Source organism: Methylobacterium sp. J-072 (genome assembly GCF_022829425.1).
Taxonomy (GTDB): Bacteria; Pseudomonadota; Alphaproteobacteria; order Rhizobiales; family Beijerinckiaceae; genus Methylobacterium.
Genome location: NZ_JAKSYK010000038.1, coordinates 40,372 through 58,642 on the forward strand (window position 1 = coordinate 40,372; position 18,271 = coordinate 58,642).

Genomic DNA, 18,271 nt, shown 5'->3' on the forward strand with positions numbered 1-18,271 from the left:
GCGCGATACGGGCGCCGATGGCGGAATGAAGGTCTTATAGGCGGCAGCATCGGTCGATCTGCGGGCCTCAAGGGTTGATCGATGGGCAAGATCACGGGTTTCCTCGAGTTCGACCGGCAGGAGCAGAAGTATCAGCTCGCGGCCGATCGCGTGCGGCACTTCCGCGAGTTCACCCTGCCGCTCGACGAGCACGACCTGACCAAGCAGGCGGCGCGCTGCATGGATTGCGGCATCCCGTTCTGCCACGGCCCGACCGGCTGCCCGGTCCACAACCAGATTCCGGACTGGAACGATCTGGTGTTCCAGTCGGACTGGGAGGAAGCCTCGCGCAATCTCCACTCGACCAACAATTTTCCGGAGTTTACCGGCCGCGTCTGCCCGGCGCCCTGCGAGGAGGCGTGCACGCTCAACCTCGAGAACCAGCCGGTCGCGATCAAGACGATCGAGCAGGCCATCGCTGACCGCGCCTGGAACATGGGCTGGATCAAGCCCGAAGCGGCCTCCGTGCGTACCGGCAAGCGCGTGGCGATCGTCGGTTCCGGGCCGGCCGGCCTCGCGGCGGCCCAGCAGCTCGCCCGGGTCGGCCACGACGTGCACGTGTTCGAGCGCGAGCCGAAGGCCGGCGGCCTGCTCCGCTACGGCATCCCCGACTTCAAGATGGAGAAGCGCCACATCGACCGCCGCGTGCGGCAGATGGAGGCCGAGGGCGTAGTGTTCCACTACAACCAGAACATCGGCGTGACGAAGCCGGTCGAAGAGCTGAAGGCCGAGTTCGACGCGGTGATGTTCTGCGGCGGCGCTGAGGATCCGCGCAACCCGCAGCTCCCCGGGCAGGAGCTGGAGGGCGTCCATTACGCGATGCCCTACCTGATCCAATCGAACCGCCGCGTCGCGGCCGAGCCGATGCGCGGCAACGGCGAGGTGCCGATCCTGGCCTCGGGCAAGAATGTCGTGGTGATCGGCGGAGGCGATACCGCCTCCGATTGCGTCGGCACCGCGTTCCGCCAGGGCGCCTTGTCGGTGACGCAGCTCGACATCCGCCCCCGCCCGCCCGAGCGCGAGGACAAGCTGACGGTGTGGCCGTACTGGCCGACCAAGATGCGCACCTCCTCCAGTCAGGCCGAAGGCGCCGAGCGCGAGTTCCAGGCGGCGACCCTGCGGCTCGACGGCAACAAGAAGGGCCGCCTGACCGGCGTGGTCTGCGCCCGGGTCGATGCCAAGCGGCAGCCGATCCCCGGCAGCGAGTTCATCCTTCCGGCCGATCTGGTGTTCATGGCGATCGGCTTCGCAGGGTCGGTCCAGAAGGGCCTCCTCGAGCAATCCGGCATCAGCGTGAGCAAGCGCGGAAACGTCGAGGCGAACGAGGAGGATTACCGCACCTCGGACGAGAAGATCTGGAGCGCGGGCGACATGCGCCGGGGCCAGTCCCTGGTGGTCTGGGCGATCCGCGAGGGCCGTCAGGCCGCCCGCGCCATCGACGAGACCCTGATGGGCGCCAGCGTCCTGCCGCGGTAGTTTTTTGCGAGGTCATCGGCGCGGGATCACGAGGCCCACGCCGGTCTTCTGCTTCAGCCGGGCGGCCAGCGGAAATCGTCGGCGCGGCCGGGCTGCGGCAGCGGTGCGGCCCCGCGGACCAGCGTCCGCTCGACGGTGCCGAGGTTGTCGCTGTCGCGCGGACGGCCGGTCAGCAACGTTCCACCGGGAGACACCTCGGTTCGACCGAGGGGCACCACGGGACCCGCCGCCGGCTTGACCGGCAGCGCCGGGACGCCCGGGGGCTCCGGCAGGCTCGGCAGCATCGCGGTGATCTGGCGATCGATCGTCGCGGTATCGGTGGGCTGCCCCGAACCGTCGAGGCTCGGTCCCGTCGTCGAGGGCGGCCCGGCCGGCGCGATGGTTGCGGTCGGCGGCTGATCGGTCAGCGCCGGCGTCGCCGTGCCCATCAGCCGCTTCAGCTCGACATCGGCGAAATGCGCCAGCTTACGATCGCCGGCCTTGGTGAAGTGCACGCCGTCCGCGGTGCGGAGCTTGGCGATCTGCCCTTCGGGATCCGGGCCCGAGGCCGCGTAGCGGTCGCGGTCATCGACGAAGCCGGGCCAGATATCGACATAGGTCGCGCCGGCCTTGGTCACGCTGTCTCGGACGATGTCGTTGAGGCTCGCGAGATCCCGGCTCAGGCTCTCGCTCTGCATCGGCGGGAGCCCGACCCAGACCAGCGGCACCTTGTGGTCGGCGAACACCTTCACCAGGGCGTCGATCCGCGCGCGGTACAGCGCCTTCCAGCGATCGGTGAGCGGATCGACGGTCTCGTCGCCTTCACGGATCGGCTGCCGATCGTTAGCCCCCAGCATGACCAGCGCGTAACGGACCTTCGGGTTCGCGCGGAGATAATCCTCGGCGCTCTTGGGCCAGTCGACCACGTCCTTGCGCACGAGGCCGCTGTCGCCCTTCGCGCGATCGACGACCGCGATGTCGGCATTGTCCTCGAAGATGTCCTCGAGCCCATGGGCGAGATGGTCGGCCAGCGAATCGCCGAACACCGCGATCTGCACGTTCGGCGCAGTCTTGGCGATGGTGGGCTTCGGCGGTGTCGGCGTTCGGGCTGGCCGCTCCCGACGCTTGATCGCGGGCGGGGGCCGCTGCGCATCGGCGGTTCCGTAATTGCTGCGCGGCCGGGGCGCCCGATAGGTGCGCTCCTGCGGGGGGGCGACCGGCTGCTGGGGCCGGTCCTCCCAGGGCCAGTAGAACTGGCGCGGTGCTTCCTGGGGCGGCGCGTAGCGGGGCTGGCGGGCGTAGGCGCCGTCGTCGCGATAATAGGCATCGCGCGGGCGTCGCCGCATCGGCGCTTCGGAATAGCCCCCGTTCCCGGGCGGTTGATAGCTGTCGCCCCATTGCGCCTGGACGGGCGTATTGCCGAGCATCGACAGGGCCGCCTGGCCCAGCAGGATGGCCAGCCCGAGGAGGGCCGGACGGGTCGTGCGACGCCAGACGGCGACTCTCATGCGTATCCCGCGACTTCAGGGCGACCGGAATGCCGGCCGGCAGGCGACACTATACGGGAGACCGGCTTGCACGTCTAAACCGGACTTCGGAGCTGGATTATCGTGCCGGGCCGTGCCCGTCCCGGACCTTGGCGAGCAGGGCCGGCGAGGCGTAGCCATCCGCCGGTAGCCCGGCGCCGATCTGGTAGCGCCGCACAGCTTCACGCAGCTTCGGGCCGGCCCGGCCGTCGGTCGGGCCATCGTAGAGGCCGGCTGCCGCGAGGCCGGATTGAAGCGCGCGCAGTCCCGCGCCGTCGAGGCGTGGGCCCGTGGGCCAGGGCGCTGCGAGGGCGGGTCCGCCGTCGAGACGGTCGGCGAGATGGCCCACGGCGAGGGCGTAGGAATCCGAGGTGTTGTACTGGCGGATCACCTCGAAATTGCCGGTGATCAGGAAGGCCGGCGCGCCCATGCCTCCGGGCAGGAACAGCGCGGCGTTTCCGCTTCCGGGCAATGGCTTTCCATCCGCCCGCCGGACACCCCGAGCCGCGAAACCGCTGAGGGGCCCCGAATAGGCGGCCAAGTCGAAATCTTCCGGCAGCCGCACCTCATAGCCCCAGGACAAAGCCGGATCCCAGCCCAGATCCTTGAGATAGGCCGCGATGGACGCGAGCGAGTCGGCGTCGCTGGTCCAGATGTCCCGGCGGCCGTCGCCGTCGAAATCGACTGCGTGGGCGAGGTAAGTGGAGGGCAAAAACTGCACCTGTCCCATGGCACCCGCCCAGCTTCCGCTCATCCGTTCGGGCGTGATGTCGCCGCGCTGGAGGATCGTCAGGGCGGACAGGAGTTCGTCGCGAAACAGCGTGCCGCGGTGCTTGGCCTCCGCCAGCGTCGCGAGCGCCCGGACGGTCGAGATGTTGCCGGCGCTCGCGCCGAAATCGGATTCGATTCCCCAGAACGCCAGCACGATCGGGGCCGGGACGCCGTACGTGTCCTCGATCGCCTTGAGCGTGGACGCCAGGGTGGCTGACCGGGCGCGTCCCCGGGTGATGCGACCCGCCGAGACGGCACCGACAAGATAGTCCCAGACCGGCCGCACGAATTCGCCCTGCTGGCGGATCCGGGCCAGGATTGTGGCATCGGGCGCCGTAATGCCACGGAAGGCCGCCGCGAAGGTCTGGACGGACACGCCGCGGGCTTCCGCCTCGGGGCGCAGGGACGCGATGAAGGCTTGAAAGGCATCGTTCGAGGCCGGCGCCTTTGCGGCCCGGGACATGCCCGGGACCAGAGACAGGGCGGCGGCAAGCAGCGCGCGGCGGGACGGCATCCCGTCAGATCCGATTGCGCGTACTGAGTTTATCCTCCCAGGCCAGTGCCTGGGCGACGATGGCGTCGAGGTCGTCGTGGCGCGGCTGCCAGCCCAGAAGCGACCGGATCCGCCCCGCCTCCGCCACGATCCGCGCCGGATCGCCCGCCCGGCGCGGGCACAGCCGCACGGCGAAGTCCCGCCCCGAGATCCGCTTGACCACCTCGATCACCTCCAGGACCGCGTAGCCCCGGCCGTAGCCGCAGTTCAGCGTCAGGCTCTCGCCGCCCCCGCGAAGGTGGTCCAGCGCTACCCGGTGCGCATCGGCCAGGTCCGAGACCTGGATGTAGTCGCGCAGGCACGAACCGTCCGGGGTCGGGTAATCCGTGCCGTAGACGTCGAGCCGGTCGCGCTGCCCCAGCGCGGCTTGGGTCGCGACCTTGATCAAATGCGTGGCGTCCGGGGTCGACTGCCCGGAGCGTCCGGTCGGATCGGCGCCGGCGACGTTGAAGTAGCGCAGCACCACGTAAGTGAAGCCGTGCGCGGCGGCCGCGTCGGCGATCATCCACTCGCTCATCAGCTTGGAGCGGCCGTAGGGGTTGATCGGGTTGAGCGGCAAGTCCTCGGGCACCGGCACCACCTCGGGCTCGCCGTAGACGGCGGCCGTCGACGAGAAGATCACGTGACGCACGCCAGCACGCGTGGCGGCCTCGATCAGGGCGCGGGTTTTGACCGTATTAGCCAGGTAGTAGCCGAGCGGGTCGGCGACCGAGTCCGGCACGACGATCCGGGCGGCGAAATGGGCGAGCGCGTCGATGCGGTGCTGCAGGATGGTCTGGGTGACCAGCGCCTGGTCGGCGACGTCGCCGACGACGAGCTTGACGCCCTCGGGCACGGCCCAGTCGAAGCCGGTGGAGAGATCGTCCAGCACCACGATCTCGTCGTGGCCGGCATCCAGCAGCGCCAGAACCATGTGGCTGCCGATATACCCCGCCCCGCCCGTCACCAGAACCGCCATGTCATCCGCTCCGAAGCCGTTCCGATGATATCCGCCGGGGGTCTTGCCCGAACCGAATGCGGCCGGGCAAGGGGCCTGCCCGCCGCTTCATCGTGCGTTCAAACGCCGGGTGGGATTCCACTTGGTAACGGCCACTTCAGGTGGTCGGAGACGGTATATTTACGGTGCTCTGCCTCATACTAACGACGTAGAGGCCTTGCAAAGCATCGTGCTAAGCTATCTCACGGCTCGAACCATTGCCCATGCCGTTCCTTTCTGTTCCCGGGGTTGCCGCTTGATGAAACCGATCCGCAAGGCTGTCCTGCCCGTCGCGGGCCTGGGCACGCGATTCCTGCCCGCCACCAAGGCGGTCCCGAAGGAAATGCTCACGGTCGTGGACCGGCCGGTGGTGCAGCACGTCGTCGACGAGGCGCGTGAGGCCGGCATCGAGCACTTCATCTTCGTCACGGGTCGCGGCAAGGCGGTGATCGAGGACCATTTCGATATTGCGTACGAACTCGAACACACCCTTCAGGAGCGCGGGAAGACTGCCGCCTACGAGGAGCTGAAGCGCGATCTGCCGAAGGCCGGCCAGACCAGCTTCACCCGCCAGCAGGCCCCCCTCGGCCTCGGCCACGCGGTCTGGTGCGCCCGGGAGATCGTCGGCGACGAGCCGTTCGCGGTGCTGCTGCCGGACATGCTGAGCCGGGGCTGCATGCAGCAGATGCTCGCGACCTACGAGCGGCACGGCGGCAACATCATCGCGGTCGAAGAGGTCGCCCCGGAGGAGACGCACCAATACGGCATCGTCAGCGTCGGCGAGACCTATGGCCAGTCCTTCGAAATCACCGGCATGGTCGAGAAGCCCAAGCAGGGCACCGCGCCGTCGAACTTCATCATCTCCGGCCGCTACATCCTCCAGCCCGAGATCTTCGGGATCCTGGAGCACGGGAAGAAGGGCGCCGGCGGCGAGATCCAACTCACCGACGCCATGATCGACCTGATGGAAACGCAGGATTTCTTCGGCCTGCACTACGAAGGCCGGACCTACGACACCGGCTCGAAGATCGGCTTCCTCACGGCCAACCTCGCCTACGCGCTGGAGCGGCCGGACCTGGCGGGTCCGCTCAAGGCTGAGATCGCCAAGCTGCTGGCGCAGAGCTAGACCCTGTGCGCATGGCGCGGCCGAGCCATGCAATCATTGCGGAGGCCGACGCGATTTTGCCCTTGCTTCTTGTGCGGCGCACTTTAATTTGTGCGTTGCGAGATCGCGATGGCGTCGCGGTCCCGTAGCCCTTCTTGGGCGTTTCCTCCCTAGACTTCGGGCCGCTCCTTCGGGAGTGGCCTTTTTTCTTTCCGGGCTGTCGACAAGCGATGTCGAACGCTTGCGGTGCGAATCCTATTCGGCCGCCATCCGGCTGGGGGCGAGATCGCCGAGATCGGCCGCCACAGTGGCGATGACCGTCCGCAGCGCCTTCACGAGGGTCGGGAAATCCGCCGTCATCGCGAGGCTGGTTTCGTTCATGTAGAGCGCCCGGTTGACCTCGATCTGCAGGGCATGACGCCCGAGATTCGGTTCGCCGTAATGCTCGGTGATGAAGCCGCCCGCGTAAGGCTTGTTGCGCACCACGCGGAAACCCTGGGCGCGGAACGTGGCCTCGAACGCCTCGATCAGGCCGGGCGCGCAGGCCGTCCCGTAGCGGTCGCCCAGGACCATGTCGGCCTTGATCTCAGAATCACGCCCGAGGCTTGAGGACGGCATCGAGTGGCAATCGATCAGCACGCAATGGCCGTGCGTGCGCGCGGTGCGCTGAATCAGCCCGCGCAGCACCCGGTGGTAGGGCTTGTACAGGGCCTCGATCCGGGCAGTCGCCTCGCTGACCGGCAGGCGCTTGGCGTAGATCTCCTGGCCGTCGGCCACGACCCGCGGAACTGTGCCAAGCCCGCCTGCGACGCGCATCGACCTCGTGTTGGCGAAGGGCGGCAGCCGCCCGTCGAACATGCGCGGGTCGAGCTCGAACGGCTCGCGGTTCACGTCGAGGAAGGCCCGGGGAAAGTTGGCCCGGAGCAGCGGTGCGCCGAGCTCGACCACCGGGGCGAACAGGCGATCGACATGGGCGTCCTCGGACCGGCGCAGCGTCAGGGCATCCAGGCGCGAGGCCGCGATGAAATCCGGGGGGTAGACGGCGCCGGAATGGCCGGTATTGAAGACGAAGGGCAGGGTGTGCGTCGCCGGCTCGTCGACCGCGAAGGCCGGGGCAAAACCGAAGGCGTCGGGCTGTACCGTTTCGGGCGCGATCATTGGATGTGTGCAGGCCCCGGCGGTTGGGAAAACGCAGCGGACGCGCACTGTGGTATGCGAATGATCGCCTGTCCACTCTGGTGCCGACGGCCCACACGGCCGTTCATGAGACGCGCGGCGCCGGCCGCGGGCTCCAATCCTAACACCTTGTTTACCATCGCCTCCCTTTATGGGATCAACATTTCGACTCGAGGGCTCGGAAACGGCCGATGAAAATCCTGCTGGCGGAAGACGACAACGACATGCGCCGGTTCCTGGCCAAGGCGTTGCAGAACGCGGGCTACGACGTCCTGTCCTTCGACAACGGCCTCTCCGCCTACAACCGGCTGCGCGAAGAACCGTTCGAGCTGCTGCTGACCGATATCGTGATGCCCGAGATGGACGGGATCGAGCTGGCGCGGCGCGCCACCGAGCTCGACCCGGACATCAAGGTGATGTTCATCACCGGTTTCGCCGCGGTCGCGCTCAACCCGGATTCGAAGGCCCCGAAGGACGCCAAGGTCCTGTCGAAGCCGTTCCACCTGCGCGACCTCGTCAACGAGGTCGAGAAGCTGATGGCCGCCTGACAGGCCATCCGGCTGATCGGTTCTGTATTCGACATCGGCCCCGCCCCATGCGGGCCGGTGCGTCTGTGACCACGCGGGCATAGGTGTTTCGACGGGCGTGCTCCTATATGGTCGGAGTTCACGCGCGAGACGACGCCCGCCATGCAGCCGGTCACGATCTACACCACGGCCTGGTGCCCCTACTGCTCGGCGGCCAAGAGTCTGCTGAAGGAGAAGGGCGTCGCCTTCCAGGAGATCGACGTGGAGCGTGCGCAGGGCACGCGGGCCACGATGGTCGAGCGCGCCGGGGGGCGCACCAGCGTCCCGCAGATCTTCATCGGGGCGACCCATGTCGGCGGCTGCGACGATCTGTACGCCCTCGACCGTGCCGGCAAGCTCGATCCGCTGCTGACGGACAAGGCCGATGCCTGAGAGGCGCTTCACCGCCGCCTGCGTGCAGATGCGCTCGGGCCGCGACCCGGCGGCCAATTGCGACGCGGCGATTGCCGGCGTGCGCGAGGCTGCGAGCCGCGGCGCGCATTACGTCCAGACCCCTGAGATGACCTCCCTGGTCGAGCGCAGTCGCGAGCGGCTGTTCGCGCACGTCACCGTGGAAGACCAGGATGCGACCCTGGCCGGCCTGCGGCAGACCGCCCGGGATACCGGGGTGATGGTGCATATCGGCTCGATCGCGGTGCGGTCGGGCGATAAGATCGCCAACCGGGCCTACCTGATCGGGGTGGACGGCGCGATTCTCGGCTCCTACGACAAGCTGCACCTGTTCGATGTCGATCTGCCGAGCGGCGAGCGTTGGCGCGAATCGGCGACCTATACCGGCGGCGCCTGCGCGGTTGTGGCATCCACACCCTGGGCGATGCTCGGCCTGACGATCTGCTACGACATCCGCTTCCCGGCCCTGTACCGGGCCCTGGCCGAGGCGGGCGCCGAGATCCTCACCGCGCCGGCCTGCTTCACCCGCCAGACCGGCGAGGCGCATTGGCACATCCTCCAGCGGGCGCGGGCGATCGAGACCGGCGCCTTCGTGATCTCGGCGGCGCAGGGCGGCACCCACGAGGATGGGCGCGAGACCTACGGCCACTCGCTGATCGTCGATCCCTGGGGCCGGGTGCTCGCCGATGCCGGCGGGGCCGAGCCGGGGGTGATCCTGGCCGAGATCGACCTCGCCCAGGTCGCGGATGCGCGGGCGCGGATCCCGGCGCTGCAACATACGCGCGCGTTCACGGTCGAGCGCATCGGGCCTGAGGTTCAGGCCGCACAGTAAGCGACAGAATGATCCGGTACAGTCTCGTCTGCGAAGCCGCCCACGGCTTCGACAGCTGGTTTCCCTCTTCCGAATCCTACGATGCGCAGGCCGCGCGCGGTCTGGTGACCTGCCCGATCTGCGACAGCGCCAAAGTGACGAAGGCGCTCATGGCCCCGAGCGTCGCCCGCACCGATCGCAGGCAGCTTCCGGCGCCGGTGGCGCCCCAGGCCGACGCTCCGATGCCGATGATCGCCGAGCCCGAGCGGCAGGTACGCGCCATGCTGCGGGCGCTCCGCGAGCAGGTCATCGCCAATTCCGAGCATGTCGGGGCGCGCTTCCCCGAGGAGGCGCGCAAGATCCATTACGGCGAGGCCGAGGGTCGTCCGATCTACGGCGAGGCGAGCCCCGCCGAGGCCCGCGCCCTGATCGATGAGGGGATCGACGTCGCGCCGATCCCGATCATGCCCGACGACCGCAACTGATCGGGTTTTGCTTAGGGACGCACGGCGGCCGTGCCGGCGAGAGAGGCCAGCACGAACGCCACGACGGCGTTCCATCCGGCCAGCGAGATCCCCAGGACCCGCATCGCCGCCACCGAGCAATCGACCACCTTCGTGGTCTGAAGCTGGTTCAGGAAATCGCCGACCTGGCCCGGATTGGCGCCGGTCCCGCCGCCGCAATCGCTCGGCCCGGGCCAGAAACCCCATTCCGCACCCGCGTGGTAGACGCCGATCCCGGCACCATACAGCAGCCCCAGGGCCGCGAGACCCAGCGCCAGGCGCGCGAGCCGCTCCGGCGCGAACAGGGCCGCGAGCCCGAGCGGGACCGCGGCGTAGTAGGGCAGGCGCTCGGTGAGGCAGAGCTTACACGGCGCGTAGCCGTAGCCGTACTGGAGCACCAGGACGGCGCCCAGGATCAGGGCGGAAGCGAGGGCGAGCCAGAGGCCCGCTCTCTTGAGACGCAGCGCGGCCGCCATGTTCATCGCTACAGGATCACCTTGAACAGCAGGAAGCCGAGGACGACCACGGCGACCGAGATCGCCACGACCGCGTTGAGATGCCGGTCGAGCACGCCGCGGATCTGGACACCGTAGCGCCCGAGCAGCCCGGCCAGGATGAAGAACCGGGCCCCGCGGGTGACGATCGACAGAACCGTGAACCAGAACAGGCTGTAATGGGCGAAGCCCGACGTGATCGTGACAAGCTTGTAGGGGATGGGCGTCAGCCCCTTCAACAGGATCACCCAATGGCCGTAGCGGGCGTAGGAATCCTGGAAGGTCGCGGCCGAGTTCTGCAGCCCGTAGAGACGGATCAGCCATTCGCCGACGGAATCGAACAGCAGCGCCCCGATCGCGTAGCCGACCAGGCCCCCCAGCACCGACGCCACCGTGGCGATGGTCGCGTAGAGCCAGACCCGGTCCGGGCGGCTCACCGCCATCGGCACCAGCATCGCGTCCGGCGGGACCGGGAAGAACGAGCTCTCCGCGAAGGCGACGGCCCCGAGCACGTAGGGCGCGGAGGGCCTGCCGCTGAGCGCGAGGATCCACGCGTAGAGCCGCCGAAGCATACAACTTCCAGATCGTGAGGAAACAGCCGCCCTTTGAGCATAGGCGCTGCGCCCTGGCCAGTTCGACGGCGCCGGCAAAAAAACCTGCACGCACACCCTTGGCCTGGACGCCACACCTATGCGAAGAGCGCGACGCGCGCGGGTATGGCGGAATTGGTAGACGCGGGCGACTCAAAATCGCCAGCCGCAAGGCGTGGGGGTTCGATTCCCTCTACCCGCACCATCGTCTCAAATCAGCGAATTGCGGTTCGGCCTCATCGCGCCGGATCGCCGGCCCTGACCGGAGAGGCCCGGCCGATCGCCTGGAGCAGACGGTCACGCACGTGGACGACGCGGGGGTGACGCAGCGCGGCCTTGTTCCAGACGAGGTAGAGCCTGTTGTCCGGTCCCGGCTTCACGGTCGGCAACTCGACCAGGCGCCCCGTCGCCAGGGCATCGGCACAGAGATAATCCGGCAGGACGGTCCAGCCGGTCCCGGCTTCCGCCAGGCCGAGCAGGATGCGCAGATCCGGTGCGGTCGCGGCCGCCTGCATGTCGGGCCGCGTGCCGAAGACGTGCGCGAAATACGGTCGAATGAGCGGCTGGGTCTCGTCGTAGGCCAGGCTCGGTAGGGCGGAGAGGAAGTCCGCGGTCACACTTCGTCCCTTCGCCCGGGCTGCGAGGTCGGGCGCGGCCACCAGCATCTGCCGCTCGGTCTCGAGGTCTGCGAAGCCGTAACGCTGCGGATCCGGCGTGGAGGCGGTAACGGCGAGGTCGGCGTGGCCCCCGTCCAGCCCGGCATAGATCCGCTCGCGGTTGCCCGTCTGGATACGGAACCGCAGACCCTCCGCCACGAGCGGCATCAGCAGCGGCGCGAGGCGGGCGGAGAGATATTCGGCCGGCCCGATCAGATGCACCGTGCCGGTGATCCTATCCGAGCGGGCGCGCGCCGCGCCCATCGTCGCCTCGATGTGGTCGAGGCTTGCGGCAATGGCGTGGGCGAGGTCATCGGCCGCCGGGGTCGGCTTCACGCCCCGGGCCTGCCGCAGGAACAGCGGCTTTCCGAGCATCGCCTCCAGGGCGGACAGATGTCCGGAGGCGGCCGGCTGCGTCATGCCTAGGCGTTCGGCCGCCCGGGTCAACGAGCCGGCACGATAGATCTCCAGGAACGTGCGCAGGTGGAGGAAGTGGCTCATCAGGCCTACAGCCATAAGATTTCTGATGGCTGCCCACAAAAGGAACCATTTTAACCGCGGCGCAACGATCGACACGGTGTTCCTGGACTTGAGGACCCGCCGCATGACAGCCTTTACCTCCACCGCCACCCGAATGCCGCTCGTCGTCTACGTCTTCGCGCTGTCGGCCTTCGCACTCGGCTTCACCGAATTCGTCACCATCGGCCTGGTCTCCGCCATCGCGGCGGATTTGAAGGTCGATGTCAGCGCGATCGGGGCGGCCGTGGCCGCCTACGCGATCGGCGCGACCATCGGTGCGCCGATCCTGACGGCCCTGGCCGCGCCGCTCAGCCGCAAGCACCTGCTCGTCGCCGCGATGCTGGTCTTCACGCTGGGAAACGCCCTCGTCGGGCTATCGGCCGATCTGCCGTCCTTGCTCGCAGCCCGATTCGGATCGGGGCTGGGACACGGCGTCTTCCTCGCCGTCGCCTCCAGCGCCGCGACCCGACTGGTCGAGCCCGAGCGGGCCGGGAGCGCCGTCGCAGTGGTGTTCGGCGGCCTGACCGTGGCTCTGGCCTTCGGCGTACCGATCGGCACCTGGCTCGGAGGCCTCTGGACCTGGCAGGCGATCTTCATGGCGGTCGCGGCCTGCGGCGCGATCGGTCTCGTCGGTCTGCTGGCCCTGATGCCCGATGGCCGCGACGGCGGCCGTGCACGCGACGCCATCCACAACCTGACGGCGCTCCTCGATCACCGGCTGCTCGGCGCCGCGCTGATCACGGTACTGGCCTATACCGGCTCGTTCTGCCTGTTCTCCTACATCGCGCCGCTGCTCATTCAGGTCACGGGCATGGACGCATCGTGGGTCGGCGCGATGATGCTGGTCTATGGGGTCGCCGCCGCGATCGGCAACGTCGCCGGAGGACGGATGACCGACCGGCTCGGTCCCGACCGGGCGGTGCTGATCGTCCTGGTCGGCCTCACATTCATCCTCGCCGCCATGGGGTTCGCCGCGCGCTCGACGCCCGCCATGACCGTGCTGGTCGCGGCGCTCGGCGCCCTGACCTACGCCGCCGTCCCGGCTCTGCAGGCGCGGGTGATCGGCCTCGCCGAGCGCCGCGCCCCGGCCGCGTTGGCCTCGGCCGCCGGCCTCAACATCGCGGGGTTCAATGCGGGGATCGCGCTCGGCTCCCTGCTGGGAGGGGGTGTCGTCGACGCGTTCGGACTGACCGCGACGGCGATCGTCGGTGCGGGGGCCGCCGGGGTCGGCATCGCAGCCCTGATCATCCAGAACGGCGGCGAACGGCCGCGTATCCGACGGCCGGATTCCGCATGATGCGGGAGGCGTCGCCCGATCGAGATATCGGCTGCGTGATCCCGGTATCCGTACGATCTGCGAGCCGTCCCGGTTGAGGGCGGGCTCAAGCGCCGCAGTCGGGCTTCCCTGCCATCCGTCCGCCTGCCGCACTATGTCCACGCGATGCGCGACGCCACACGCCCGAGACGTTTCGACGATGCCGTGAATCGGCGCCACAGCGTCTCGATCCTCGACGCGGGTGCTTGGGCCTTGTCGCGGGGTTCGGCTGGCCGGACGCTCATGACCGAGCGATGAGGCGGCCGGCGTGATCCCGCCCATCGCCTTTCATCCGGCCTACGAATCGAGCCTGCCGGCCGGGCACCGCTTTCCGATGCGCAAATACGGCCTGCTCGCGGAGACCTTGGTCGCCAAGGGTCTGGCGCCCCTCGGCTTCGTCAAACCGGAGCTGGCGACCGCCGAAATCCTGACCCACGCGCACGATCCCGCCTATGTGGCGGCGGTGCTCGGCGTCGCTGTGCCCCGGGAGATCGAGCGGGCGATCGGCCTGCCGGTGGACGCCGCCCTAGTCCGCCGCTCGCGCGCCTCCGTCGGTGGGACGCTCCTCGCTGCCCGGCTCGCCCTGACCGAGGGACTGGCGGGCAGCGCAGCCGGGGGCAGCCACCACGCGCGGAGGCAGCAGGGCGCCGGCTTCTGCGTGCTGAACGACGTGGCCGTCGCCGCCCGCACTCTTCAGGCGGAGGGGGCGGTCCGGCGGGTGCTGGTGGTCGATTGCGACGTGCACCAGGGCGACGGCACGGCGGATTGCCTGGCCTTCGACCCGGATCTGTTCACGCTCTCGATCCATTGCGAGAACAACTATCCCGCCCAAAAGATCGCCGGGGATCTCGATATCGGCCTGCCGGACCGGCTCGACGATGCCGGCTATCTGGAGGTGCTGCGCGCCCGCCTGCCGCCGCTGCTCGACGTACTGGCTCCCGATCTCGTCTTCTACAATGCCGGTGTCGATCCGCACCGTGACGACCGGCTCGGCCGGCTCTGCCTCAGCGATGCCGGCCTGCTGGCCCGGGATCGGTTCGTCGTGGCCCAGGCGCGCGCGCGCCTCATCCCGCTCGTGGCGGTAATCGGCGGCGGCTACACGTCCGACGTGGAGGCCCTGGCGCTCCGGCACGCGCTGGTCTTCGAGGCTCTGGCTGCCGAGGCAGCGGAGGCCGCGCCGAGGTGAGGCGTGGATGCATCACGGTCCCGCGCATGGTTTCTGGAGACCGACACTGAAAGGTTTTGGGAAGGGTCGCGGCTGAAGATCGTGAGGTCACGGATCGATCAGCCGGCGCGCTGCACCTTGTCTGAACAGCTTCGCCCCAGGCTGATCTGCTCAAGATGCTGTGACGCCATTGGGAATCAGTCATGCTTGCGCGGACCTGGGAGGTTGTGAAGGCAACGATGGCGGTGGCGGCCTTGATTGCGGCCGCTCTCGTCTCGGCGGACAAGCTCGACCGGCAGAAAGCGCCGGCCCACGCCGCCGCGGCTCTGGCCGAGCCCGCCGCCACCGGGGCGATCACGCCCGGTTCGAGACCCTGACCGCGCCGCCCGCCATCGGCCGCCGATCCCATCGAAGCGCCGCCGCACATCGCGGCGCACCCGGTGTTGCGACAGAATAGGGCACTGGCCGAAGGGAAATTTCGGCCTGTCCCAACGTTCTCGCCCCACTTCGAGCCTTGGCCGTTCGGGCCGTCCACGCTCCCGCCTAAGGATCCGGTACCATGAAATCCGCTTCGTTCGCTCTGCTCGCCCTGATCGTCGGCGCGGCGCCGGCGCTGGCGGAATCCCGGGCCGACCGTGCCGCCTGCACGCCGGACGTGATGCGCCTCTGCGCCTCCCAGATCCCGAACGTGGCCGCGATCACGGTCTGCCTGCGCCAGCAGCGGCCGAACCTCAGCCCCGGCTGCCGCGCGGTGATAGACCAGTCCGACCGCCCGGTGCGGACCGTCTCGAACCGGCCCTGAGACCCGGCGTCACCAGCCGTTGATACGCGGCCAGACCGCGCCGGTCAGCCGGCCGCCGGTGATGACATGATAGCGGTCGTGCTGGGCGCCGGTGGCGCAGGCGTGGTTCGGCAGGATTCGCAGGCGTGATCCGATCGGAAGGTCCGGGAGGGAAGCGGATGAGCCCGGCCGCAGGGCCAGGATGCCATGTTCCTGGTTCGCGTCCCGCACGATCAAGTCCGGATAGGGTTGGCCGGCCAAGTCGCACGCGATGCCGTAGCCCTGATCGACCGCCTGCCGCGCCGTGCCGCGGTCGCGCGACAGCGCCATCCAGCCGGCATCCGTGATGATCCAGCCCTTGTCTCGCTGGTGGCCGATCACGGTGGTCAGGACGGTGAGAGCAATGTCGTCGATCCCGCAGGAGCCGACACCGGCCTGAAACAGGTCGCCGATCATGAACACGCCGGCCCGGACCTCGGTGATGCCATCGAGGTTCTCCGCGTAGCGCGCCGTCGGGGTCGAGCCGACGCTGATCACCGGGCAGGGCAGGCCCGCCTCGCTCAGGATTGCCGCGGCTGCCAAGGCGGCCTGTCGCTCGGCTTCCGCCGCCGCCTTCAGGGCCGCCGGATCGCTCAGCCCGTAGCTGTCGCCAGCGTGCAGCATCACGCCCCGCAGGCTCGCGCCGTCTGCCAGCACCCGGCCGATCGCCGTGAGTGTATCCGCGTCGCGGGGGTTTACGCCGGAGCGATGCCCATCGGCATCAACCTCGATCAGCACCGGCAGCGGATCGCCGTGGCCGCGGCCCCAGGCCGCCACCGCTTCGGCCTGCTCGACCGAATCGAGAACGATCGCCAGATCCACGCCCCAGCGCCGCCGGATTGCCCCGACCCGGTCGAGCTTCTGCGGCGCGATTCCCACGGCGTAGATCAGGTGGCGGACGCCGCCCTCAGCGAAGTACTCCGCCTCCTTCAGGGTCGAGACGGTGGCCGGGCCGGACGGGCTCGCCATGGCGATGCGGGAGACATCCAGGGATTTGGCAGTCTTCAGGTGCGGTCGCAGCGCCACGCCCAGTCGGTCGAGCCGCGCTCGCATCCCTGCGACGTTGGCCGTCAGCTTGTCCGAATCCAGAAGCAGGCAGGGCGTCTCCAGATCGCCGAAGCCGTCCGCCCGCCCGATGCGCCCGTCCGTCATTCGCCCGCTCCCGTGCTCTCCGCCCCGGGCGCTTCTAGACAGGGCGGGAGGAGCCGTCACGGCAGCTTTGCGCTCATGCAGATCCCCCGATCGCCGCGATGAAGGCTGCCGCGTCCCGGGCGACATCGGCCGCCGGCTTGCCGGGACGGTAGAGATTCGAGCCGAGCCCGAAGCCCACGGCGCCCGCCTGTCGCCAGGTGGAAACGCTGTCCGGCGTGACGCCGCCGACGGCGAGCACACGGGCGCTGGACGGGAAGACCGCCCGGTGGGCTTTAAGCGCCGCCGGGGTGGCGATATCGGCGGGGAAGAGTTTCAGGGCGGTCGCGCCAGCCGCGAGAGCCGCGAACGCCTCGCTGGGCGTATGATAGCCGGGCAGCGACACGAGGCCGGCGGCGACGGTGGCGCGGATCACGGCCGCATCCGTGTTGGGCGAGACGATCAGGGTCCCGCCCGCCGCGGCGACGTCCGTGACCTGCGCCGGCGTCAGCACCGTGCCGGCGCCGACCAGCGCGCGCCCGGCGAAGCGTTCGGCCAGCAGCTCGATGCTCCTGAGCGGCTCTGGTGAGTTGAGTGGCACCTCGATCAGCGTGAACCCGGCCTCGACCAGCGCGTCGCCGATCGCCGGCGCCTCGTCCGGCGTGAGCCCGCGCAGGATCGCCACCAGGGGGCAGGCCGCGAAGGCCACTTCGAATCGGTCGAGGATCGTCATGCCCGCACTCTCCAGATGGCGTGGATGCCGGCCGTCGTGGACCCGTCCGGAACCGTCAGGGCATGGCCGCCGGCTTCCGTGATCGCAACGGCGTAGAGTGCGGCCAGCGTGCCGCCGCCCAGCAGGTGGACCGGGCGTTCGCCGAGATCGGGGCGCGTGCCGACATCCGCGCCGATCATGAGGCCGCTGGCATAGGCGGCGGCCTCGGCGGGAGCCAACCTGTCGAGCAGCACCCCGGCCCGGACCTCGAACAGGGACGCGGCGAGGTTGCGCGCCTCGCGCCCGCGGCGCAGGCCATCGCGGAACGCGTCGCCGTCCGCCACCGCGCCGTCCAGCATGCCGGCCAGGATCCCGTGGCTGCGGACCAGGGCGAAAAGCTCGCCGGTCATGACAGTGGTGAAATCGGTGATCGCGCCGTCCACCGTGTCGATCCACTTGTTGTGCGTGCCGGGCTGACAGAACAAAGCCGTCGGCGGCGCCGCGCCGGTGCTGATCGCACCGAGCACCTGCACCTCCTCACCCCGCATCACGTCCGGACGCGGGCCGCTGCGGAGGGCGACGCCCGGGATGATCCGCACGTCGGGCGCCACGTCGAGGCTGGCCGCGGCGAGATCCTGCAGCGTCGCGGGCGCGTCGATATACGGGGCTTCGCGCCAGCCGCGCGTCGAGCCGACCATGCCCGCCGCGACCACGATCTGCGCGCCGAGGCGCGCCCGCAGCCGCGCGATCTCGCCGGGATAGTCGCCCGGCGACAGCGCGAGGACGCCGCGATCGTCTTGAAGGGTGTCGATGACGTCGCCATCCGCCGACATCGCGTAGGCGCGCCGGTTGGTGGTGCCCCAGTCGACGGCAATGTAGGCCGCTCGACCGACCATGCGCACCCTCCCGATCTGTAATTTGTCTGAGTTATAGGCTCGGCCTTGAGACGGTCAAGCAGGTCGCCCAGCCGGTCCGCTCCG

At 69.2% G+C, this 18,271-nt stretch carries 20 protein-coding genes and 1 tRNA gene; 11 read left to right on the forward strand and 10 right to left on the reverse strand.

Annotation, left to right across the window (positions count from 1 at the left end):
* Positions 1-81: 81 nt before the first annotated feature.
* A complete protein-coding gene (locus MKK67_RS03375) occupies positions 82-1,515 on the forward strand; it encodes a glutamate synthase subunit beta (protein WP_243962228.1) in 1,434 nt (477 codons plus the stop codon).
* Positions 1,516-1,568: 53 nt separating this feature from the next.
* Here the strand turns inward: MKK67_RS03375 and MKK67_RS03380 are convergent, their stop codons facing one another.
* The 3 genes from MKK67_RS03380 to galE all read right to left on the reverse strand — a co-directional run bounded on the left by MKK67_RS03380 (position 1,569) and on the right by galE (position 5,302).
* Positions 1,569-3,002 carry a DUF459 domain-containing protein gene (locus tag MKK67_RS03380; RefSeq protein ID WP_279601411.1) on the reverse strand — a complete coding sequence of 478 codons (1,434 nt, stop codon included), beginning with the start codon at positions 3,000-3,002 and terminating at the stop codon, positions 1,569-1,571.
* A gap of 97 nt (positions 3,003-3,099) precedes the next feature.
* The gene (locus MKK67_RS03385; protein ID WP_243962229.1) at positions 3,100-4,305 is read right to left on the reverse strand and encodes a lytic murein transglycosylase; all 1,206 of its coding nucleotides are present in this window, start codon (positions 4,303-4,305) and stop codon (positions 3,100-3,102) included.
* A 4-nt stretch (positions 4,306-4,309) separates the two neighbouring features.
* Entirely contained in the window at positions 4,310-5,302 is a 993-nt protein-coding gene (gene galE, locus MKK67_RS03390; protein WP_243962230.1) for a UDP-glucose 4-epimerase GalE, read from the reverse strand.
* Positions 5,303-5,579: 277 nt separating this feature from the next.
* Between galE and galU the strand changes: the two genes are divergently transcribed.
* A complete protein-coding gene (gene galU / locus MKK67_RS03395) occupies positions 5,580-6,446 on the forward strand; it encodes a UTP--glucose-1-phosphate uridylyltransferase GalU (RefSeq protein ID WP_243962231.1) in 867 nt (288 codons plus the stop codon).
* A gap of 234 nt (positions 6,447-6,680) precedes the next feature.
* Here galU and MKK67_RS03400 read toward each other — a convergent pair whose 3' ends face one another.
* Complete coding sequence (locus MKK67_RS03400) at positions 6,681-7,583, reverse strand: N-formylglutamate amidohydrolase (protein WP_243962232.1); 903 nt, start codon at positions 7,581-7,583, stop codon at positions 6,681-6,683.
* A gap of 209 nt (positions 7,584-7,792) precedes the next feature.
* On the opposite strand from MKK67_RS03400, the gene cpdR reads away from it, so the two are divergent.
* The 4 genes from cpdR (at position 7,793) to MKK67_RS03420 (ending at position 9,874) form a co-directional block, all read left to right on the forward strand.
* Positions 7,793-8,149: a cell cycle two-component system response regulator CpdR gene (gene cpdR, locus MKK67_RS03405; protein ID WP_007558883.1), complete on the forward strand. Its 357-nt coding sequence runs from the start codon at positions 7,793-7,795 to the stop codon at positions 8,147-8,149.
* A gap of 141 nt (positions 8,150-8,290) precedes the next feature.
* A complete protein-coding gene (grxC, locus tag MKK67_RS03410; protein WP_243962233.1) occupies positions 8,291-8,560 on the forward strand; it encodes a glutaredoxin 3 in 270 nt (89 codons plus the stop codon).
* Positions 8,553-9,410, forward strand: a complete 858-nt coding sequence (locus MKK67_RS03415) for a carbon-nitrogen hydrolase family protein (RefSeq protein WP_243962234.1) — start codon at positions 8,553-8,555, stop codon at positions 9,408-9,410. Before grxC ends, MKK67_RS03415 begins: the two co-directional genes overlap by 8 nt.
* 8 nt (positions 9,411-9,418) lie before the next feature.
* Positions 9,419-9,874, forward strand: coding sequence for a DUF1178 family protein (locus MKK67_RS03420; RefSeq protein WP_243962235.1), 456 nt, complete (start codon positions 9,419-9,421; stop codon positions 9,872-9,874).
* Positions 9,875-9,885: 11 nt separating this feature from the next.
* Here the strand turns inward: MKK67_RS03420 and MKK67_RS03425 are convergent, their stop codons facing one another.
* Both MKK67_RS03425 and MKK67_RS03430 read right to left on the reverse strand, forming a co-directional pair.
* A complete protein-coding gene (locus MKK67_RS03425) occupies positions 9,886-10,374 on the reverse strand; it encodes a disulfide bond formation protein B (protein WP_243962236.1) in 489 nt (162 codons plus the stop codon).
* A gap of 2 nt (positions 10,375-10,376) precedes the next feature.
* Positions 10,377-10,958: a YqaA family protein gene (locus tag MKK67_RS03430; RefSeq protein WP_243962237.1), complete on the reverse strand. Its 582-nt coding sequence runs from the start codon at positions 10,956-10,958 to the stop codon at positions 10,377-10,379.
* A 138-nt stretch (positions 10,959-11,096) separates the two neighbouring features.
* Between MKK67_RS03430 and MKK67_RS03435 the strand changes: the two genes are divergently transcribed.
* A tRNA-Leu gene (locus MKK67_RS03435) sits at positions 11,097-11,181 on the forward strand.
* Positions 11,182-11,212: 31 nt separating this feature from the next.
* On the opposite strand, the gene MKK67_RS03440 is transcribed toward MKK67_RS03435, so the two are convergent.
* Positions 11,213-12,148 carry a LysR family transcriptional regulator gene (locus tag MKK67_RS03440; protein WP_243962238.1) on the reverse strand — a complete coding sequence of 312 codons (936 nt, stop codon included), beginning with the start codon at positions 12,146-12,148 and terminating at the stop codon, positions 11,213-11,215.
* Positions 12,149-12,236: 88 nt separating this feature from the next.
* Between MKK67_RS03440 and MKK67_RS03445 the strand changes: the two genes are divergently transcribed.
* The 4 genes from MKK67_RS03445 to MKK67_RS03460 all read left to right on the forward strand — a co-directional run bounded on the left by MKK67_RS03445 (position 12,237) and on the right by MKK67_RS03460 (position 15,433).
* Positions 12,237-13,448 carry an MFS transporter gene (locus tag MKK67_RS03445; RefSeq protein WP_243962239.1) on the forward strand — a complete coding sequence of 404 codons (1,212 nt, stop codon included), beginning with the start codon at positions 12,237-12,239 and terminating at the stop codon, positions 13,446-13,448.
* A gap of 286 nt (positions 13,449-13,734) precedes the next feature.
* Positions 13,735-14,652, forward strand: coding sequence for a histone deacetylase (locus MKK67_RS03450; RefSeq protein WP_243962240.1), 918 nt, complete (start codon positions 13,735-13,737; stop codon positions 14,650-14,652).
* A 182-nt stretch (positions 14,653-14,834) separates the two neighbouring features.
* On the forward strand, positions 14,835-15,008 hold the full coding sequence (locus MKK67_RS03455; RefSeq protein ID WP_243962241.1) for a hypothetical protein: 174 nt from the start codon (positions 14,835-14,837) through the stop codon (positions 15,006-15,008).
* 182 nt (positions 15,009-15,190) lie between these two features.
* Positions 15,191-15,433: a hypothetical protein gene (locus MKK67_RS03460; protein ID WP_243962242.1), complete on the forward strand. Its 243-nt coding sequence runs from the start codon at positions 15,191-15,193 to the stop codon at positions 15,431-15,433.
* A gap of 9 nt (positions 15,434-15,442) precedes the next feature.
* On the opposite strand, the gene MKK67_RS03465 is transcribed toward MKK67_RS03460, so the two are convergent.
* From MKK67_RS03465 to MKK67_RS03475, 3 genes are all read right to left on the reverse strand, one after another.
* Positions 15,443-16,603, reverse strand: a complete 1,161-nt coding sequence (locus MKK67_RS03465; protein WP_243962243.1) for a DSD1 family PLP-dependent enzyme — start codon at positions 16,601-16,603, stop codon at positions 15,443-15,445.
* Between the two features lie 73 nt (positions 16,604-16,676).
* The gene (locus tag MKK67_RS03470) at positions 16,677-17,312 is read right to left on the reverse strand and encodes a 2-dehydro-3-deoxy-6-phosphogalactonate aldolase (RefSeq protein ID WP_243962244.1); all 636 of its coding nucleotides are present in this window, start codon (positions 17,310-17,312) and stop codon (positions 16,677-16,679) included.
* Positions 17,309-18,187, reverse strand: a complete 879-nt coding sequence (locus MKK67_RS03475; RefSeq protein WP_243962245.1) for a 2-dehydro-3-deoxygalactonokinase — start codon at positions 18,185-18,187, stop codon at positions 17,309-17,311. Before MKK67_RS03475 ends, MKK67_RS03470 begins: the two co-directional genes overlap by 4 nt.
* Positions 18,188-18,271 lie beyond the last annotated feature (84 nt).

Coding starts and splice junctions, on each gene's coding strand:
- MKK67_RS03475 (WP_243962245.1), bottom strand. CDS start 18,187: ATGGTCGGTCGAGCGGCCTACATTGCCGTCGACTGGGGCACCACCAAC.
- MKK67_RS03430 (WP_243962237.1), bottom strand. CDS start 10,958: ATGCTTCGGCGGCTCTACGCGTGGATCCTCGCGCTCAGCGGCAGGCCC.
- MKK67_RS03400 (WP_243962232.1), bottom strand. CDS start 7,583: ATGATCGCGCCCGAAACGGTACAGCCCGACGCCTTCGGTTTTGCCCCG.
- MKK67_RS03470 (WP_243962244.1), bottom strand. CDS start 17,312: ATGACGATCCTCGACCGATTCGAAGTGGCCTTCGCGGCCTGCCCCCTG.
- cpdR (WP_007558883.1), top strand. CDS start 7,793: ATGAAAATCCTGCTGGCGGAAGACGACAACGACATGCGCCGGTTCCTG.
- MKK67_RS03385 (WP_243962229.1), bottom strand. CDS start 4,305: ATGCCGTCCCGCCGCGCGCTGCTTGCCGCCGCCCTGTCTCTGGTCCCG.
- MKK67_RS03415 (WP_243962234.1), top strand. CDS start 8,553: ATGCCTGAGAGGCGCTTCACCGCCGCCTGCGTGCAGATGCGCTCGGGC.
- grxC (WP_243962233.1), top strand. CDS start 8,291: ATGCAGCCGGTCACGATCTACACCACGGCCTGGTGCCCCTACTGCTCG.
- MKK67_RS03460 (WP_243962242.1), top strand. CDS start 15,191: ATGAAATCCGCTTCGTTCGCTCTGCTCGCCCTGATCGTCGGCGCGGCG.
- MKK67_RS03455 (WP_243962241.1), top strand. CDS start 14,835: ATGCTTGCGCGGACCTGGGAGGTTGTGAAGGCAACGATGGCGGTGGCG.
- MKK67_RS03425 (WP_243962236.1), bottom strand. CDS start 10,374: ATGAACATGGCGGCCGCGCTGCGTCTCAAGAGAGCGGGCCTCTGGCTC.
- galE (WP_243962230.1), bottom strand. CDS start 5,302: ATGGCGGTTCTGGTGACGGGCGGGGCGGGGTATATCGGCAGCCACATG.
- MKK67_RS03420 (WP_243962235.1), top strand. CDS start 9,419: ATGATCCGGTACAGTCTCGTCTGCGAAGCCGCCCACGGCTTCGACAGC.
- MKK67_RS03440 (WP_243962238.1), bottom strand. CDS start 12,148: ATGGCTGTAGGCCTGATGAGCCACTTCCTCCACCTGCGCACGTTCCTG.
- MKK67_RS03465 (WP_243962243.1), bottom strand. CDS start 16,603: ATGACGGACGGGCGCATCGGGCGGGCGGACGGCTTCGGCGATCTGGAG.
- MKK67_RS03380 (WP_279601411.1), bottom strand. CDS start 3,002: ATGAGAGTCGCCGTCTGGCGTCGCACGACCCGTCCGGCCCTCCTCGGG.
- MKK67_RS03375 (WP_243962228.1), top strand. CDS start 82: ATGGGCAAGATCACGGGTTTCCTCGAGTTCGACCGGCAGGAGCAGAAG.
- galU (WP_243962231.1), top strand. CDS start 5,580: ATGAAACCGATCCGCAAGGCTGTCCTGCCCGTCGCGGGCCTGGGCACG.
- MKK67_RS03445 (WP_243962239.1), top strand. CDS start 12,237: ATGACAGCCTTTACCTCCACCGCCACCCGAATGCCGCTCGTCGTCTAC.